The 16,664-nt window shown below is 57.3% G+C and carries 18 protein-coding genes and 1 tRNA gene; 11 read left to right on the top strand and 8 right to left on the bottom strand.

Going from position 1 to position 16,664, the window contains the following annotated elements:
* Positions 1-236: 236 nt before the first annotated feature.
* From AC2IAX_RS13025 to serS, 3 genes are all read right to left on the bottom strand, one after another.
* Entirely contained in the window at positions 237-407 is a 171-nt protein-coding gene (locus AC2IAX_RS13025; protein WP_158234415.1) for a hypothetical protein, read from the bottom strand.
* Positions 408-835: 428 nt separating this feature from the next.
* Complete coding sequence (locus AC2IAX_RS13020) at positions 836-1,264, bottom strand: J domain-containing protein (RefSeq protein WP_242026394.1); 429 nt, start codon at positions 1,262-1,264, stop codon at positions 836-838.
* Positions 1,265-1,443: 179 nt separating this feature from the next.
* Positions 1,444-2,739, bottom strand: coding sequence for a serine--tRNA ligase (gene serS / locus AC2IAX_RS13015; RefSeq protein ID WP_494387859.1), 1,296 nt, complete (start codon positions 2,737-2,739; stop codon positions 1,444-1,446).
* Between the two features lie 162 nt (positions 2,740-2,901).
* Between serS and AC2IAX_RS13010 the strand changes: the two genes are divergently transcribed.
* From AC2IAX_RS13010 to AC2IAX_RS13000, 3 genes are read left to right on the top strand one after another with little or no spacing between them, the layout of a single operon-like run.
* Positions 2,902-3,243, top strand: a complete 342-nt coding sequence (locus tag AC2IAX_RS13010; RefSeq protein WP_494387858.1) for a Dethiobiotin synthetase — start codon at positions 2,902-2,904, stop codon at positions 3,241-3,243.
* 47 nt (positions 3,244-3,290) lie between these two features.
* Entirely contained in the window at positions 3,291-3,923 is a 633-nt protein-coding gene (gene tsaB, locus AC2IAX_RS13005; RefSeq protein WP_494387857.1) for a tRNA (adenosine(37)-N6)-threonylcarbamoyltransferase complex dimerization subunit type 1 TsaB, read from the top strand.
* Entirely contained in the window at positions 3,898-4,473 is a 576-nt protein-coding gene (locus AC2IAX_RS13000) for a DUF4168 domain-containing protein (RefSeq protein WP_494387856.1), read from the top strand. Before tsaB ends, AC2IAX_RS13000 begins: the two co-directional genes overlap by 26 nt.
* A 77-nt stretch (positions 4,474-4,550) precedes the next feature.
* On the opposite strand, the gene AC2IAX_RS12995 is transcribed toward AC2IAX_RS13000, so the two are convergent.
* Complete coding sequence (locus tag AC2IAX_RS12995) at positions 4,551-4,997, bottom strand: dTDP-4-dehydrorhamnose 3,5-epimerase (RefSeq protein WP_494387855.1); 447 nt, start codon at positions 4,995-4,997, stop codon at positions 4,551-4,553.
* Between the two features lie 489 nt (positions 4,998-5,486).
* Here AC2IAX_RS12995 and AC2IAX_RS12990 point away from each other — a divergent pair, with 489 nt between their 5' ends.
* On the top strand, positions 5,487-7,256 hold the full coding sequence (locus AC2IAX_RS12990; RefSeq protein ID WP_494387854.1) for a transglutaminase domain-containing protein: 1,770 nt from the start codon (positions 5,487-5,489) through the stop codon (positions 7,254-7,256).
* A 124-nt stretch (positions 7,257-7,380) separates the two neighbouring features.
* A complete protein-coding gene (locus AC2IAX_RS12985) occupies positions 7,381-8,466 on the top strand; it encodes an ABC transporter ATP-binding protein (protein WP_494387853.1) in 1,086 nt (361 codons plus the stop codon).
* 231 nt (positions 8,467-8,697) lie between these two features.
* Here AC2IAX_RS12985 and AC2IAX_RS12980 read toward each other — a convergent pair whose 3' ends face one another.
* Positions 8,698-9,420, bottom strand: coding sequence for an ATP-dependent Zn protease (locus AC2IAX_RS12980; RefSeq protein WP_494387852.1), 723 nt, complete (start codon positions 9,418-9,420; stop codon positions 8,698-8,700).
* 80 nt (positions 9,421-9,500) lie between these two features.
* Here AC2IAX_RS12980 and AC2IAX_RS12975 point away from each other — a divergent pair, with 80 nt between their 5' ends.
* The 3 genes from AC2IAX_RS12975 (at position 9,501) to AC2IAX_RS12965 (ending at position 11,655) form a co-directional block, all read left to right on the top strand.
* Positions 9,501-10,256 carry a DUF1995 family protein gene (locus AC2IAX_RS12975; RefSeq protein ID WP_494387851.1) on the top strand — a complete coding sequence of 252 codons (756 nt, stop codon included), beginning with the start codon at positions 9,501-9,503 and terminating at the stop codon, positions 10,254-10,256.
* Positions 10,257-10,328: 72 nt separating this feature from the next.
* A complete protein-coding gene (locus AC2IAX_RS12970; protein WP_494387850.1) occupies positions 10,329-10,733 on the top strand; it encodes a hypothetical protein in 405 nt (134 codons plus the stop codon).
* A gap of 163 nt (positions 10,734-10,896) precedes the next feature.
* Positions 10,897-11,655 (top strand): metallophosphoesterase family protein, encoded by a 759-nt coding sequence (locus tag AC2IAX_RS12965; RefSeq protein WP_099533092.1) that lies wholly within the window; start codon positions 10,897-10,899, stop codon positions 11,653-11,655.
* Positions 11,656-11,724: 69 nt separating this feature from the next.
* Here the strand turns inward: AC2IAX_RS12965 and AC2IAX_RS12960 are convergent, their stop codons facing one another.
* Positions 11,725-12,558, bottom strand: a complete 834-nt coding sequence (locus tag AC2IAX_RS12960; RefSeq protein ID WP_494387849.1) for a M48 family metallopeptidase — start codon at positions 12,556-12,558, stop codon at positions 11,725-11,727.
* A gap of 355 nt (positions 12,559-12,913) precedes the next feature.
* On the opposite strand from AC2IAX_RS12960, the gene AC2IAX_RS12955 reads away from it, so the two are divergent.
* The gene (locus AC2IAX_RS12955) at positions 12,914-13,336 is read left to right on the top strand and encodes an Npun_F0494 family protein (protein ID WP_494387848.1); all 423 of its coding nucleotides are present in this window, start codon (positions 12,914-12,916) and stop codon (positions 13,334-13,336) included.
* 188 nt (positions 13,337-13,524) lie between these two features.
* Positions 13,525-14,943, top strand: coding sequence for a cobyric acid synthase (locus tag AC2IAX_RS12950; RefSeq protein WP_494387847.1), 1,419 nt, complete (start codon positions 13,525-13,527; stop codon positions 14,941-14,943).
* Positions 14,944-15,003: 60 nt separating this feature from the next.
* Here the strand turns inward: AC2IAX_RS12950 and AC2IAX_RS12945 are convergent.
* Together AC2IAX_RS12945 and AC2IAX_RS12940 are read right to left on the bottom strand one after the other, a co-directional pair.
* Positions 15,004-15,075: transfer RNA gene (locus AC2IAX_RS12945), tRNA-Lys, on the bottom strand.
* Positions 15,076-15,253: 178 nt separating this feature from the next.
* Positions 15,254-15,505, bottom strand: a complete 252-nt coding sequence (locus AC2IAX_RS12940; RefSeq protein WP_494387846.1) for a hypothetical protein — start codon at positions 15,503-15,505, stop codon at positions 15,254-15,256.
* A gap of 4 nt (positions 15,506-15,509) precedes the next feature.
* Here AC2IAX_RS12940 and AC2IAX_RS12935 point away from each other — a divergent pair, with 4 nt between their 5' ends.
* A complete protein-coding gene (locus tag AC2IAX_RS12935) occupies positions 15,510-16,637 on the top strand; it encodes a GAF domain-containing protein (RefSeq protein ID WP_494387845.1) in 1,128 nt (375 codons plus the stop codon).
* Positions 16,638-16,664: the final 27 nt, after the last annotated feature.

The raw sequence follows: 16,664 nt of genomic DNA, 5'->3' as shown, positions 1-16,664 counted from the left end.
GAACCCAGCTTCTTAACCCCCAGGCGATCGAGGGTTGGGCATCGATCCTGACAGACACCGGGCGCGATCGGAGCGCCCCTTTTGGCCCTCCAATAATTGCATGGAGCGCGACCCCAGGGGTAGCAACCAGCGATCGGGCTGGGGAATTGGTCGCTCAGAACGATCAACACTCAGGATCCTGAGCACTGCGAATCTATTTGGTGAATCTATCCAAGGCCCAAAACTAGCTTGAGCGATTAGGGCATCGGCTGTTCCGCACGGAAAACCGCTGGCGTTGGCAGGGCAGTGGAGGGCATCGCATCCCAATTGGAATAAACCACCGCCATCCAAGGCAAGGTCAGGGTTAAAAGGGCGATCGTCGTTCCCAAACAGCGGGCCCAAACCGCCGAGGGGGGTTCCGTCAACATCGCCGGACGCGACAACAGAACGGGGGACGGAGGATCGTTAGATTTTGAGGCCGATTTTAGGACAGAGGCTGAGGCCAAATTTTGGGGCGATTTTAGGACGGGAGATCCTTTTTGGTCTGCGATTGGATGGGAAAGGGGGAAGGCAGAATGCAGAAGCGGTTCGAGCGGACGACTACTACCGTCACTATCCATAGGGAAGTCTGAAATCAGCAATCGGATCTCCGCTGAATAAACCAGCGATCGGGGGCTGGGGTTGGCCGTGGCTGCGGGTCGATCGGGCAGGAAACCCACCCCTCTCAACCCAGCTCGGGCCGTCACCAGCTCGATGGGCGATCGATTCATCCAGTCAAATCGGGCCGCCGGGAGATGCCGTGCCGATCATCGTAGCAAGTCCCCGGGCTGGGTTGGTGTTGGGAACTTGACCAAACCTACAATCCAGCAATCTGGGTCAGGGAAATTTCGCCCCGCAAAATTCCCACCACCAACACCAACGCCAGACAACCCACAAAGGACAGACCCAGGGTAAACAGGGCAAACAGTTCCCCGCCGGACAGGGGGCGATCGGTCGGATCCAAGTACAAATTGGAAGACTCGAAGGAACTGGGGGGCTGCAAATTTTGCCAGGGCTGCACCACCGTCCAGCGGGAATAGCCGATCGAGAGGTCATATTGCTCCCGGCGATCGGGATTACTCAACACCGCATAGGCCTGGTTCAACTCTTGAAATTTGACCGTGGCGATCGGAAGCGGCAACTCGGTTGTGTCCGGGTGATAGGCCTTGCTCAGTTCGCGATATTGCCGCCGAATTTCAATCACATCCGCCGAGGGATGCAGCCCCAAAAGGTCGTAGTAGGTCATTTTGGGATCAAGAGAGCCAGACTGTGCCGTTCGATCGCCTGCCATAGTTGATGAACCCAATGCTGAATCAGGGTCAATAACCGCTAACCAAGATTCCGGTTTGACCGGTTTCCTGATTGTACTGTGATGGCCTCTCCGCCTTTGCTGCGGTGGCGCTGCGGTGGTGCTGTGTTTAGCGGTTAACGGGTTGCCGCTCCCAGCACCGTTTTGCCGCCCAGATAGGGTTGCAGGGCTTCCGGCACGGCGATCGCCCCATCCGGTTGTTGGTAGTTTTCCAAAATTGCCGCCATCGTTCGGCCCACAGCCAGCCCGGAACCATTGAGGGTATGCAGGAATTGAGTTCCCTTTTTGCCCGCCTCCTTAAACCGCAAATTTCCCCGACGGGCTTGGAAATCGCCACAGTTCGAGCAACTGGAAATTTCTCGATATTTGTTTTGGGAGGGCAACCAAACTTCCAAGTCGTAGCACTTTTGGGCCGAGAACCCCATGTCTCCCGTGCAAAGTTGCAACACCCGATAGGGCAGCTTCAGGGCCTGCAACACGCCCTCTGCATCCTGGAGCAATTGTTGGTGTTCTGCCTCCGAAGTTTCCGGCGACACAAACTTAAACAACTCCACTTTGTTGAACTGGTGCAACCGAATGAGTCCGCGCGTGTCGCGCCCATAACTGCCGGCCTCGCGCCGGAAACAGGGCGTGTAGGCGCAGTGGTAAATCGGCAACTGATCATCGGTCAAGATTTCATCGCGGTAAAGGCTGGTGACCGGCACTTCAGCGGTGGGCGCGAGCCACAGATCGTCGCGATCGCACTTGAAACTTTCTTCGGCAAACTTGGGCAACTGGCCCGAGGCGGTTAACGAGGCGGAGTTAATCAGAATGGGGGGCAACACTTCCTGATATCCGGCGGCAATGTGGCGATCGAGCATGAAGCTAATCAACGCTCGCTCCAGGGCGGCCCCTTCGCCAATTAGCGCCACAAACCGGCTTTGGGCAATGCGGGTGGCCCGTTCAAAGTTCAACCAACCCAGCTTTTCGCCGATTTCGTAGTGGGGCAAAATGTCCGATCGCGTGGGGATCAAAGCCTCGCCCCACCGCCGAATTTCCACGTTGTCGTCCTCATCCTTCCCGATCGGGGTGGTGGGGTCGGGCAAGTTGGGAATGGTCATCAGGGCGCTTTCAATTTGCGCTTTCAAGTCCCGTTCTTGGGGTTCCAGCGCTGCCAATTGGGCCTTCAGTTGGTTGCCTTCTTCCTTCAGGGCCGCCACTTCCGCCCCCTGGGGATCGGCCCCTTGCTTCATCTTTTGGCCCACCAGTTTGCCAATTTCGTTGCTGCGGGCCTGGAGATCATTGCGCCGCTGTTCCAAGTCACGCACTGCCCGATCAAGTTCCAAAATCGGAGCAATATCGTATTGGCCACGGTGGTTCAGGCGTGCTTGCACATCATCAGGATTCGCACGCAGTAGCTTCAGGTCTAGCACGATCGATGGGGGCTGTTTTCAGTAATATCTTGAGGTGCAACCATTCTATCGGCTGGTTTACCCTTGCTCGATCGCCCCGGCCCATTTCTCGTTGCCTGGGGTTAATTCACCGTTGGCCCTGTTGGCGTGAACGCTGTCCGTTGATTCAACCTAACCCTGTCTATGGATTACGAAACCGCCCGCGCCTTTTTGATTGGCCAAGGCAACGCGAGTTCTGAAAATGCCGATGCATTTTTGAATCGGCTGAAGGCAGGCAAACCCCCAATTCCCGGACAGGTTACCTCCATTCTGTTGGCCCTGAAGATGGTCTACAACGCTTTGGAAGGAACCCCCAGCCTCAGCCGGGAACTGGCCGGGCCGCTCTATCGGATTGCGGTCGAAAGTCGCGAGGCCTACGAACAGGGCGATCGACAGGGGGTGAGCTGGCCGCCGCTGTTGGATGAAGACTTGGGGCGGATCGCGCGGGCCGCAGGCAGCATCTTTGCCGGAAGCTGGCAAGATTAGAACTTCATCAGCATTTCAACAGCATTTCAAGAGCACCAGATCGCAGCATGACTGAGGGGAACCGTTGGGGCATCGCCATCCACACCGCCAGCGCCCAGTTGGGGTTGGCCAAGGGAGACTCGCCCCGTGACATCGTGGGGCGGGTTTGGGAACTGGGCACAAAACTCTCCAGCGATTTCCACGATCGACTGTCGGAGTTTGTGTATCCCTTGCCTTGGTCGGCGGTGCGGCTCTTGGCGGTGGCGATCGGCCCCGGCGGTTTCACCAGCACCCGCATTGGCGTGGTGGCGGCCCGCACCCTTGCGCAACAGTTGGATCTCCCGCTGTTTGGCTATTCCACCCTGGCGGCGGCGGCCTGGCGACAGCGCCAACGGGCCCAACCGGGCGAATGGTTGGCGGTGCAAATGCCGGCCCGCCGGGGAGAATGGCATGGGGGCATCTATGAGGTTACGGCGGCGGGCTTGGTGACCCATGTGAGCGATCGGGTCTTGGCTCCGGAGCAGTGGGAAACCACAATCGCCCAGCAACCGGCCCCCTGTGTGATCGTGACGGCGGAGGCAGATTTGGGCCAAGACGCGATCGCCCTCCTGCAACTGGCCCAACAGGATTGGGCAAAGGACGTTCGGCCCCATTGGTCGCAGGTGTTGCCGCACTATGGCCAACATCCGGTCGATCGATAGGGTGATCGCCAGGGCCCATCAGCAGCTTCAGCCCATCAGCACAACCGTAGGCAGACCCATGGCCAATCGATCGAGCCAGTTTTCGCGCCTCCCTTGGGGCGATCGCCTCCGTCAAGTTGGGCGATCGGTGGGCAAAATTCTCCTTTCGATCGGGTTAATCGGCTGCTTAATCAGCGGGCTTTGGGGCAGCACCTTGATTCCCGCATGGGCCGCCACGGAACCGATTCCACTAGCCGCACCCTTGGAAGCCGCCCCAATTTCACCCGATGCCAGCGCCGTGCCGGCCGAAAAGGTGACCCAATTCGTGCGGGCCTATTTGCAAGTGCTGGCTCTGTTGGAGCGGCGGGAAGGAGAGCTGCGCCAAGCGGAAACTGAACCGGAAGCCAACCGCTTGGAGCAGGAAATTGAGCTGGAGGCGTTCGAGGCGATCGAGCAGGCGGGATTGAAACCCCAGGAATATGTGCAACTCCTGAGCTTGGCGAACAACGATCCCGATTTTGGAGAACGAATTGCAGCCAGGCTGCAGGAATTGGAAGCCGAACCCCGTTGAAATTAGTGATCTAAGTGATCTATCTGTTGCATCAGTCTTGATGGAGTGATCAAGCCAACGACCGATCGAGCGGGCGATTAAGCCGCCGCTTCCACACAGTTCAACAGCGCCGCCAAGGACTGTTCCGCCACTGCCAAATCGTAGGGAAAGGGTGGTTTCATGGGTCGATAGTCAAGGCGATGGGCGGCTCCGTGACGCACCACAGCATTCACCACCAAACAGGGATCTTGACTGAAGTTCAAAGCACCATGGGGCACACCGGGCGGAATGGTTAAAACCACCGGCACACGATCGCTCAAAGGAATGTATTGATAGCGACGGTTTTGCAACACCACCATCACAAAATTGCCCCGCACCACCAACAATTGATCGGTCTGAAACCGATGCACAAATAAATCATCCCGCGCCATGGCCGGCACTTGCACCAACATTGTTTCATGGCAGGATTGGGGCGTGTAAAACTCTGCCATTCCCGACTTCATGGAGTCGAGCCGCTTCACTTGGATTGTTTGAGAAAGTCCCATGATCTATACCTCAAGAGCATTTGAGCGATCGATCACAATGGCGCTGGCGGTTAGTCTAACGCATTTTTTAAAAAGCCGTGGGAGCTAGTTTTTTCTGGCTAATTTTTAGTTTTTTGATCTTTTTGATACAAAATTTCCATTAACCCAAGATTTTTCAGCAAAATTGCCAAGCAAAACTTTCCAGTTAAATTCCAACACAGGCTCTGGGTCAAAGCTCAAGATTCGCTCACCCCAAAAGGTCAGCAAAGGCATGACATAAGCCACGCAATGGTAAACATCGGGGAGCAATTGATTGCGATTGATTCTGAAGGTTTTCTGAAAAGTCTGCTGAAGATTCTGGGGTGTTTTTGGGAGCGGTCGATGGCAAACCCCAAGCCTATCTGTCAGTATTGGAAGGTTTCCAATCCGGTGCAATTGATACAGTCTCCGAGAACGGGTTATCGTACAACTTAATCGCGCCGCCGCCGTTGAGGCTGCCCCCTAAAAACCGTGTTTGCGAAATCTCGTCAGTCGCCCTTTCGATCACCCCGTGACACCGATCGCCCCAACGCCGAGGCCACCGACTCCCCGGCCCCGCCCGATCCCCTCCATCGCCTTTGTCGTCCCTTGGCAACCTATGCCTTGCGCGGTCTGGCGATTCATCAGGATCAGGTGCTGGCCTTGGATGCAGCTCGGGGCCATCTGCTGTTGGTGGACTTGGCAACCGACTGCACTGAAGTTCTGAATGCTTACCAGGTTGGGGATTTTTTGGATGCGATCGGGCTGGCCATTGGGCCGCCGTTGGCCGGGGCTGATGTGCCCTCGGTGTGGTTCACGCGCGATCGGGAAGTGCTTGCCTGTAGTTGGGGCCAGTGGGAACCCAAACCCATGTACACCCTGCCCGAGTGGGTGGAAGGGGTGGCGATTTATCGATCGACCCTGTATGTGTCGTCCCAACGAGCGGGCTGCATCTATGTGCTGGATTTGAACAAGGGGCGCGAAATTACCCGGTTTTATGCCCCCGGAATTGGGGTAGAGAATCTGGTGGCACAGGGCGAAGAACTTTGGGTGTGCGATCGCCTGGAGCAAACGGTTTATTGTCTCGATCGGGCAACGGGGCTGGTGAATTTCAGCGTTCTCACCCCCTACGAATCGCCCACGGCTTTGGCTTTTGATCAGGCGGGAACCCTTTGGGTGGCCTATTCGGGCGAAGAACCCTACATCCGCGACAACCCCAACGATCCGGAACCCCTGCAAGTGGCGTTCCGCGATCGGGTAACGATCGGCTCCCTAGACTATGGGTTCTATCCCGATCGGGGCTACGCCCTTTCCAACGGCTACAGAATTGAGATGTTCTATGTGGAAGAACTGTCCCCCTTGGAAGGGGTGGATTTCAGCCTGCTGAAGGATGTGGAATGGCGCATTTCCCTACCGTCCAACACCGATCGGCAAACGGTGCAGAGTGTGGAACCCGTGGGGATGCCCTTTGAAATTGAAGCGTTGCCCGACGGTCAGCAGGTGGCAGTTTTCAAATTTGGCTCGATCGAGCGAGGGGAAGGGCGGCTGTTTGGCTGGAAAGCCATCATTGATGTGCGGGGCATTCGCTACCAACTCACACCGCCGGACGTGGAACGGTTGCCCTCCCTCGCGGACTGTGAATTGTCCGCAGACTACACCGAAAAATATTTGGTCGATAACGACAACCTGGCGATGGATCAGCCCTCGGTGCGGGCGGCGGCCCGCGAGGCGATCGGCACGGAAACCAATTTGCTGCGGCAAATGTTGGCTATTCGGAACTATGTGTACGATCGCCTGGGTTATCGGATTCGCCGCAGCATTGAGCCGCCCGATGCGGTGCTCGATCGCGGCTATGGCTGTTGCGGCGAATACGTGGGCGTGTTGCTGGCCCTGTCTCGGCTGAATGGCATCGCCACCCGCACCGTGGGCCGCTACAAGTGCCCACAACCGGCCGATCGAACCCAAGTGGCGCTCTATCCCGACTACAACCACGTTTGGCTAGAGTTCTTCATTCCCGGTTTCGGTTGGGTGCCCATGGAGTCCAACCCCGACGATATCCAAGAGGGCGGCCCCTATCCCACTCGCTATTTCATGGCCTTGCCTTGGAACCATGTGGAAATTGCCAAGGGATCGCGATTCCAAGGAATCCAGGTGGGTGGGCGACCCTTGGCGGAGTTGTCGGAGCTGAAGGTGGGCGATTTGGCGCTCAACCATGTGCGATTCCGAATTTTGGAGGAGCTGGATCCACTCGATCACCTCTAGGATTCAGGGGATCCATGCGCTTCATGTCTTGCACCCATACTTGCAAGTGATTGGCAAGAAGCAAGCGAACGTCATAGGATGACCTGTGGCTGACCTTGCCCTTTGCCTTGTGGATTGCCCGACCATGACCGACTCTGCCGCCATTTTGGATTTGGCCATTTTGCATTTGGACTGTGTGACCCGTCGCTATCAAACCGGGCCGGCGGCGGTTGATCGGGTAACGCTGACCCTAATGCAGGGCGAACTTTTGGCATTGTTGGGCCCCTCCGGCTGCGGCAAAACCACCCTGCTGCGACTGATTGCCGGGTTGGAAGTGCCGAACGAAGGAGCGATCGTGCTGTCGGGGCGACCCGTGGCCGGGCCGGGCGGCTGGGTTCCACCGGAGCGCCGCCAACTGGGAATGGTTTTTCAGGATTACGCCCTGTTTCCCCACCTGACCGTGGCTCAAAATGTGGGCTTTGGGCTGGATCGGTTGCGGAAACAGGCCCCCCAGCAAATGCGCGATCGGGTGGCCGAGGCGATCGCCCTGGTGGGCTTAGAAGGCCTGGAAAAGCGCTATCCCCACGAACTGTCGGGCGGTCAACAGCAACGGGTGGCCCTGGCCCGATCGATCGCCCCGCAACCGTCCCTGATTTTGCTGGATGAACCGCTGAGTAATTTGGATGCCCGGGTGCGCCAACGATTGCGCCAGGAAGTGCGGGCCATTTTGAAGCGGGCCGGAGCCGCCGCCGTTTTTGTCACCCACGATCGGGAAGAGGCCATGGCGATCGCCGATCGGGTGGCCGTGATGCGTCGGGGCCAAATTGAGCAAATCGACAGCCCCGAGGGTCTCTATTGGGAGCCAGATTCTCGGTTTGTGGCCGGGTTTGTGGCAGAAACCAACTTTTTGATCGCCACTCGATCGGCCCAAGGTTGGCAAACGGAATTGGGAATCATTTTGCCGGAACAACTGGGCAACGATCCCCCGGGCGATCGGGTGGAGCTGGCCATTCGCCAAACGGATGTGACCCTGGAAGCCAATCCCCAAGGCAACGGCCAACTGCTGGAGCGACAATTCCTCGGGCGGGAATATATTTACCTGGTGCAATTGCCCAGCGGCGAGCGGTTGCAAATTGTCACGGACTGGCGGTGCAAGCTGGAACCGGGCGATCGGGTGCATCTCAAAATTACTAGCCCCCGATTGCGGGCCTTCCCGATCGGCCCAGACTAATCACGGCGATCGACCTGCTTCGAGTCTGTCGTCATTTCCTGGGATCAAGTGAAAATGGTTGATCTTCCATACCCTAACCACCCTAGACAAGGGGCTTAAGCCCCTTGCCTCCCACGATCTGACAAGGCGAAATCAGGGTTTCAGACGATTTGACAACAATCCCTAAGCCCCTTGTCCCTCACGATCCGCTAACGGTGGAATCAGGGTTTCAGACGATTGAAACGATAGGTCTTAGGCCGCTTGGGAGGGTTGATCGATCGGGGAGACTTTGTGTTGGTCGATCGCGGCCTTGCATTGGTCAATCGAACCCCGATCGCGCAGTTGAGCCACCAAAGCACCATAGGCTCGCTCATTCTGTTGCAGCAGCGTCTTAGCTCGCAAAATCGACAAATTCATTTGGGCGGTGGCATTGGGGCGGTTGCCTTGGCCCTGGGTGCTGAGTTGGGCCCAAAGGCTCAGGAGCTTTTGGCGATCATCGCCGCCGCCTTCTGCGTTGCCATACACCAACTGTTCAGCAGCAATGCCCGCCATCCAAACGGTGGCGTAGTGACTGAGAATGCGGGCCGGCACTTCACCGCGATCGAGCCATTGGGCCAGCTCCTGATCGGCAAATTGCACCCCACCGGAACCGGGATAGCCCTGCTGGAAAGCTTCCCAGGCATTGAGGGCATAGCCAGAAACGGGAATTTCCAACAAGTGGGCCACCAGAAAATGGCCCGCCTCGTGGTGCAAAATCCGATCGCGGTGGGCAGCCGAGCGATGGGCAAACCAGTCCACCAGCAAGGTGCCGCCCCGACCTTGCCACCCAAAGCGATCGACCGCCGCCAATCCCAAAAAACCAGCGGTGAACAGGGCTGGCACTTCCGCCGGGAGCGCAATCAAGGGGCCAAACAGGCTAGACAAGGTGACCACAAACACCCCGATCGCAACCAGATTGAGCGTGATGTTTCCCATAGCGGCGGTGGCAAAGCGGCCAAAAACGGTATAAAGAACAGTATTTGTAGCTTAATAGTTTTTTCATAGAAACCCCTATCATGAGCGGAATTCCCCAGGATTTAGCCGAGGCGATCGCCCAAGCCCGCACCGCCACCCTTGCCGCTTTGGATGAGGGACTAACGCTCATTCAGGTGGAATTGGTTTTGCCGGAGCTGAAAGTGATGCCCGTGGCGGAAAGTTTCCTCGCGGCCTTGGAACCCTGGGGCGATCGGCTCAAAATCTTCTTCCCCGACGCGGGGGCAGCCGCCTTGGCCCGGCGAGATTGGGGCGATCGCCCCTTTCGGATCACCGATGTGGGGTCGGGGCGCACTCCCATGACCGGCAAGGTGCAACCGGAGGATGGCATCTTTCTGTTCATTGAACCGTCGGCCGTGGAAGTGACTCAGGTGGAGCAACTGTGCCAAGCGGCGGGCGATCGACCCGTGATTTTCCTGAATCCTCGGATGGAAGACCTGGCGATCATTGGCATTGGCTACGCGGGCCGGCAACTGCGCGATCGATTCTTAAACCGAATTGTCACGGCCTATTATTTGCGCCCGATCGAAGGAGCAGCCGTGCGGCGGGCTTTCCCGGGCCAGTGGGAAGTGTGGTTGGAACCCACGGACGACGACGCTGATTATCAATTGGTGGCCACCCGTCCCCAACGGCCCGCTGGCGAGGCCCTGGATGAGATCTTGCTGCAAGCCACTGGCGGCCAGGACACCAACAGCCCCAACGCGGCCGTGAACGCGGCGGCCCAGCGCCAAGGCTTCCTGGGGCAATTGCAAAACTTCCTGAAGGCCCTCAGCAACTAGACCTTCCGCAGTTAGGGCTTCTGCCATTGGGTTAATCAACGGACTGAAGACGAGGGGAAGCGGGAAGCGGGTTTGAACACAAGCCATCGGGTCGATCGAGTCCGGCTGCGATGGCTAATTTTGCGAACCCCAACCCACCCAGACAAGGGGTTTAAACCCCTTGCCCCCACGATCGAACAACGGCAGCGCGATCGGCTGGATCGGGTCGATCGAGTCCGGCTGCGATGGCTAATTGTTCTAACTCCAACCCATCCAAACAAGGGGTTTAAACCCCTTGTCCCCACGATCGAACAACGGCAGCGCGATCGGCTGGATCGGGTTGATCGAGTTCGGCTGCGATGGCTAATTGTTCTAACCCCAACCCACCCAGACAAGGGGTTTAAACCCCTTGCCCCTGCGATCGGGCTGCCCCCCACGATCGAACAACGGCAGCGCGATCGGCTGGATCGGGTCGATCGGCTACAGTCGTCACCGTAACTTGTGACGATTCTCACGGGCGATCGTGGATCAGGTATTAAGCGGTCAAAACCCGATGGCGCTAAGCTGTAAGTCGAATTAACGGCGGTCTGCGAGGAACCCCCCCATCAGATCGCGATCGTGAACTGGCATGTTGGGGCGATCGCACGTCAAGATAATAGGTATGGATGCGACTTCAGCGACTCGAAAAATTGTCATTGGTGATGTCCACGGACAATACGATGGCTTAATGCACTTGTTGGGCTTGATTGCACCTGGCCAGGATGATCAGCTCTGCTTTGTGGGTGATTTAATCGATCGCGGCCCCAAAAGTGCCCAGGTGGTGGATTTCGTGATGCATAGCCCCTACCAATGCTTGCTGGGGAATCACGAACGCATGTTGCTGGACATTTTGCACGAGGGTCAAGTGCTGCAACAGCCGCTGCAAGCCTGGCTCTTCAGCGGCGGACAAATGACCCTGGTGAGCTACCAAGATTTTTATGGCGAGCCGGGAATTCCCCACGCGCACTTTGACTGGATGCGATCGCTCCCCCTTTACGTTGATTGGGGTGACTATTGGATCGTTCATGCGGGGGTGGATCCCACTTTGCCCTTAGATGTGCAAGGCATTCAGCAGTTTTGTTGGATCCGTGACTCGTTCCACAGCTTCCCTCAGCCCTACTTCAACGACAAAACGATCGTGACGGGCCACACCATCACCTTCACACTCCCGGGGATTGAGCCGGGGCAATTGGCTCGGGGGCCCGGCTGGCTGGACATTGACACCGGAGCCTATCACCCCCGCAGTGGTTGGTTGACGGGTGTTGACCTCACTCAGCAAATGGTCTATCAGGTCAATATCTATCGCAGTGAAACCCGAATTCGACCCCTGGCGGAAGCGACGATTTCGATCATGCCAGAGGCCGTGGTGGGTCGATTCTAGGGGCGATCGCCCTTGTTCAGTGCCCTTGTTCAGTGCCCTTGTTCAGTGCCCTTGTTCAGTGCCTTGCCGCTAGCGCAGGGCCGATTGCACAAATCCTTGATATTCCGCATTGTCCAGCCCCATGCCATTGCTGCCGTTGGGGCCAATCAGTTGCAGCAATCGCGCCACCCGTTCATCGCTGTTGGGGTGGGTGCTGAGGATGGCAGGCGGCTCCCGCCGACTACGAAGTTTTTGTAAAAAGCTGGGCAACCCGATCGGGGCATATTGGGCCCGTTGCAGCAGGGTCACTCCCACCTGATCCGACTCGAACTCCGCTTGGCGACTGCGGGGCAAATTTAACGCCAACTCCACACCCAGACTGGTGGCCCGGCGGCGATCGAGACCCGTGGCGCTCAAAATTCCATCCGACAGGGCCCGGCTGCGCAGGTTTTTAACCACATGGCGCTCGGTGATGTGGCCAATTTCGTGGGCCATTACGCCAGCGAGTTCCGCTTCATTTTCGGCCGCAACCATCAGTCCCAAATTGACATATACAAAACCGCCCATGGTGGCAAAGGCGTTGATATCGCGGCTGTTGACCACCCGAAAGGTGTAGGGAATGTTGGGGCGGCTGCTAACGGCGGCGAGGCGCTGCCCGATCGAGTCCACCAGCCGATTGAGGGGACTGTTATTCACGAATCGCAATTGGCGGCTCAGTTCCCGATCGATCTGTCGCCCTAAATCCACTTCTTGGGCATCGGAAAGGTTCGAGAGTTGATACACTTCAAAGCCGCGTCGGAGCAAGTCTAACCAATCGACCGCTTGGACGCTCGGTGGTGTGCTGAGGGTGGTGATCACGGCCGCACAAAGGGCCAGCAAACCGTAAATCCAGCGGCGCGATCGCCCGGAGGTGAGGAAAGTCATAGCTTCAGTTCCTTTGCCGATCCCTTTTCCCATCTATCATTGACCGGGATGCCTAAAAACTGCGGGATTCGATCGGCCACTGACGCGATCGACCAATCCCTAATGAGGCTTTCCTGAATGACGGAATTTCCCATTCTCAAGATCCAACGACGCTGTACTTTGGAGATAGCAATCAGCAGGGGTTCATTAGCGGTCGAAATTGCCCAAATTCAACCATTCCCATCGCCAACATTTCCCACCTTCAGCATTTCCAACATTCTTCAGCATTGAAAACTCCCAGGATTCAGCATTTCCAGGATTTAGTATTTCCAACACAAGGGTTAACCAACAGCTAGGCAAGGATTGAGGTATTGGCGTGGAAACAGCGGAGCAAGCAAATCAGCAGGTGAACCCAATCCAAATCACCTATCCTGAGAAAACGGTGCATCGAGCCGCGCGTGCTGTCCGCTGTGCGCCGTTTGGGGTGAAGTTCTACGAGTCCATGCGCAGTCGCAGTGTGGCGATCGCGGAGTTGGTGGGTGTGGCGGCGGTGAAACAATCCATGACCCGATCGCCCTTGAGCGAATTGACCGCAGAAAACGAACTGATGTGGCTAATTCAGGTGGGGATGTTACGACGGGAGGTTGATGGTCAAGGTTTGACCGATCGATTCCGGCTCACACCCCTGGGGTTTTTGTTGCTCGATCGGTGGCAAACGAACCCCGCCGCCTGGACTCAGGGCCGATGGGGCGATCGCCTGCGGAATGGTCTGTGGCGCTGGGGACGATGGCCCCTCTAAGCTTCGTCTTCTCGTGATCATTGCTCAGTTTCAGCTTCCAGTTCTGTCGCCCGGCTTCGGCCCGGATTTCGACGCGAACTTCGGCACGAATCCTTCCCCGCCGTGGTGAAGGCTCTTGCCCCTTAAAACATTTCAGTAATCGCAGTATTGGGATAACCGATCGTTTATCGGTTCCGAAGTTGAAGTTTATGGACACACAGGCTCTCAAAGCAATTTTGCTGATCGGCACAGGTAACGCGGCCGGGAAGTCGCTGTTGGCTTCGGCGCTCGGTCGGCTGCTGTATCGACGGGGTCTGAAGGTGGCTCCCTTCCAAGCCCAAAGCACCTCCTCGATGCTCTACACCACCAACCAAGGGGAACAAATCGCCTATTTTCAGGCGGTGCAAGCCTGGGCGGCCCGCACGGAACCCCAAGCGGATTTTAATCCCCGTTGTCCCGGTGATCAGTCTCCAGAACGGGTTTGGGCGGTGCTCAAACAGGCCCTTGAGCGGTTAACTCAGTCCTTTGATGTGTTGGTGGCCGATGGGGTGGGCAGCCCGGCCGATGCGTATTTGACGGGGCAGGATGTTTGTAACTTGCACTTGGCGCAAACCCTGAATGCGCCTGTGGTGTTGGTGGTGGATGCCGATCGGGGGGGCTGGTTGGCCAGCGCGATCGGGACGTTGGAACTGATGGATCCAACCGAAAAAGCACTGGTACGGGCGATCATCATCAACAAATATCGGGGCAATCCCGATCGGCTCAAACCCGGTCGCGATTGGTTGGAGCAGCGCACCGGAATTCCCGTGGTGGGAGTCATGCCTTGGCTCCAGAACCTCTTCCCCTCGCCCGAGTCGATCGACCTGTTTGCTCGCCGTCGTCGTCAATCGGATATTGAAACCACGATCGCCGCCGTCCGCTTGCCCCACATCGCCAGCTTCAGCGATCTGGATCCGCTGTCGGCCGAGCCAACGGTTTCCCTTCGCTACATTGATTTGGGTCAAGAATTGGGCTATCCCGACGCGGTGGTTTTGCCGCGATCGAACAACCTAGCCGAAGATCTCCAGGCCCTGCACCAATCGGGCTTTGCGGAAGATCTCCAGCAATACGCGATCGCGGGCGGCACTATTTTGGGCATTGGCGAAGGATTCCAGATGCTGGGTCGCCAAGTGGTGCAACTGCAAGGGCTAGACACCGCTTCCCAAGAGCTGATGGGGCTGGATCTGTTGCCCATCTCCAGCATCACCACAGGCGACTGGATCGATCGGGAACGCCAGGCCACCTCCAACTATCCCCAAGCGGGCTTACCGGTCACCAGCCGTGAATTTCGCCAAAGCTACACCCAAATTTTGGACAACCAAAGCGTGCAATCTCTCTTTGACGATTCCAAGCTGGGCGTAGTGTCCAGCAGCCAACTGGTTTGGGGAACCTATCTGACGGACATTTTTGATAGCAGTCCCTGGCGACGGGCTTGGCTCAATCGTTTGCGCCACCAACGGGGTCTGTCTTCCTTGCCCACGGGAATTCCCGACTACCGGGAACACCGGGATATGTTGCTGGATTCACTGGCCGACGATGTGGCGGTCAATATCAATCTCGATCGACTCTGGGCCGCCATCGGCCTTTAGTTTAAATAACGCAACAGAATGAGCGATTCAAGACGCGACTCAGGATGTTGCTCCAGAAAATGGGTGACCTGGGATTCGAACCCAGAACCAGCGGATTAAGAGTCCGATGCGCTGCCGTTGCGCCAGTCACCCCGGTTGCTTGTGGGTCAAGCTTGTTTATATTGCCAAAGATGCTGAAAAAGTTCAAGCACCTTTGCCAGAATTCACCCAGAATGGGAATGGAAAACACGATCGCCCCCGCCCAGGATCGCGATCAGTCAGCAAATTAGCCCCTCAGCGGCGAGACTCTCAGGTGCTAGACTCTCAAGCGCTAGATTCTCAGCCAGAGCACGACCAGGTTAGTTTGCCGTTTCCAAGCTTGGCATTTCCCGATCGGCTCATCTCCAGCATCCGCCAACCCCCGCGCACCCCGCCCAATCCGCTGCCCGATCGTGCCTTGGCAGCCGCTGGCGGCGATGCCCAGTGGCGAAAAGCGGCCAGTTCCGCGATTGGGGCCCCGCAATTCGGGATGAGTGATACCTTGGCTAGAGTTGGCATTCACGGCGGCGAGTTGGGAGAGCAAGGTTATGAGCGATCGCGATGGGTCCGGCATCTTGGCCAGTCCCGAGGTTTCCAGACTCAATGCTGAAATCGATCGCCTCAATGCCCACAACGCTGCCCTTCGTCTTCAGCAGGAACTGTTGGGCAGTTGGATCGTGACAGCCCGAATGACCACCGCCACCGGTTTGGTGTTGCGGGCCCTGACTCAACAGATCTTGGAAGCCCTACAATCCCTGTGCCAGGCAGAACAGGGCAGTATTTTTCTTCTCGATGAGCACCTGCAAGCCACGGAATGTTTGTTGGCCCGAGGATCCACCATTCGGGAGCAAAAGCGAGAAATCGTTAACCAAATTCTGAAAGAAGGGCTGGCGGCCTGGACGATTCAGCACCGACAAATCGCGATCGTGATGGACACCATGACCGATGAGCGGTGGTTGCAACTGCCCAACCAACCCTACACGGTGCGATCGGCCCTTTGCATCCCCATCCAGCGCGGAAAACGGCTGTTGGCACTGGCCACCCTCATGCATAGCCAACCGCACCACTTCACCCCCTTGCGTGTGGAGCAGGCCCAATTTGCCGCCGACGCGATCGCCCTCAACTTGGAAAACGCCTTGCTCTATGACCAGCTCACCAGCACCCTAAACGAGGCCAAAGACGATCCCCTCAGTCACGAAGCGCCGTCCTTTGGGGGCGAGTCCAACGCCTTGCCCTCCTTGGCTAATCCCTTTGAAGACTCGATCGCCAGTTCCAACATTCTCCCCAGCAGCATCCAAAGCGCCGTCAACGCCAGCGAAGCCCGCGGCCTCGAAGAAACCGGCCTTTACATCACCACCGCCGAAGGACGATTGCGTTACGTCAACCGCTGCTTTGCCCAAATTTTTGGCTATCGGCGGCGCGAATTGGCCCGGGTTGAATCCATTCTGGACTTAATTCCCGTGGACTATCAAGCCATGCTGGTTCACAAGCTGGAAGACTGCATTCGCGACAACCAACGGCCCTTAAGTTGCCTGTTGCCGGGCCTGCATCGATCGGGGCGGTTGATTGGCCTCGACTTGTACGGCGAGCGGATTCACTTTTCCGGCGAACCGGGCGTGATCGGCATGGTGCGCCGGGTCGATTCGTCACCCTATCGCACGGGCAACACGGTTTAGGGAGAATTATTGAGCCAGTGGTCTGCG

The organism is Limnothrix sp. HT2024 (assembly GCF_059138625.1).
This window is presented reverse-complemented; position numbering and strand designations above follow the sequence as displayed.

Coding starts and splice junctions, on each gene's coding strand:
- AC2IAX_RS13025 (WP_158234415.1), bottom strand. CDS start 407: ATGTTGACGGAACCCCCCTCGGCGGTTTGGGCCCGCTGTTTGGGAACG.
- AC2IAX_RS13020 (WP_242026394.1), bottom strand. CDS start 1,264: ATGACCTACTACGACCTTTTGGGGCTGCATCCCTCGGCGGATGTGATT.
- AC2IAX_RS13010 (WP_494387858.1), top strand. CDS start 2,902: ATGGATTACGAAACCGCCCGCGCCTTTTTGATTGGCCAAGGCAACGCG.
- tsaB (WP_494387857.1), top strand. CDS start 3,291: ATGACTGAGGGGAACCGTTGGGGCATCGCCATCCACACCGCCAGCGCC.
- AC2IAX_RS13000 (WP_494387856.1), top strand. CDS start 3,898: ATGGCCAACATCCGGTCGATCGATAGGGTGATCGCCAGGGCCCATCAG.
- AC2IAX_RS12995 (WP_494387855.1), bottom strand. CDS start 4,997: ATGGGACTTTCTCAAACAATCCAAGTGAAGCGGCTCGACTCCATGAAG.
- AC2IAX_RS12985 (WP_494387853.1), top strand. CDS start 7,381: ATGACCGACTCTGCCGCCATTTTGGATTTGGCCATTTTGCATTTGGAC.
- AC2IAX_RS12980 (WP_494387852.1), bottom strand. CDS start 9,420: ATGGGAAACATCACGCTCAATCTGGTTGCGATCGGGGTGTTTGTGGTC.
- AC2IAX_RS12975 (WP_494387851.1), top strand. CDS start 9,501: ATGAGCGGAATTCCCCAGGATTTAGCCGAGGCGATCGCCCAAGCCCGC.
- AC2IAX_RS12965 (WP_099533092.1), top strand. CDS start 10,897: ATGGATGCGACTTCAGCGACTCGAAAAATTGTCATTGGTGATGTCCAC.
- AC2IAX_RS12960 (WP_494387849.1), bottom strand. CDS start 12,558: ATGACTTTCCTCACCTCCGGGCGATCGCGCCGCTGGATTTACGGTTTG.
- AC2IAX_RS12950 (WP_494387847.1), top strand. CDS start 13,525: ATGGACACACAGGCTCTCAAAGCAATTTTGCTGATCGGCACAGGTAAC.
- AC2IAX_RS12935 (WP_494387845.1), top strand. CDS start 15,510: ATGAGCGATCGCGATGGGTCCGGCATCTTGGCCAGTCCCGAGGTTTCC.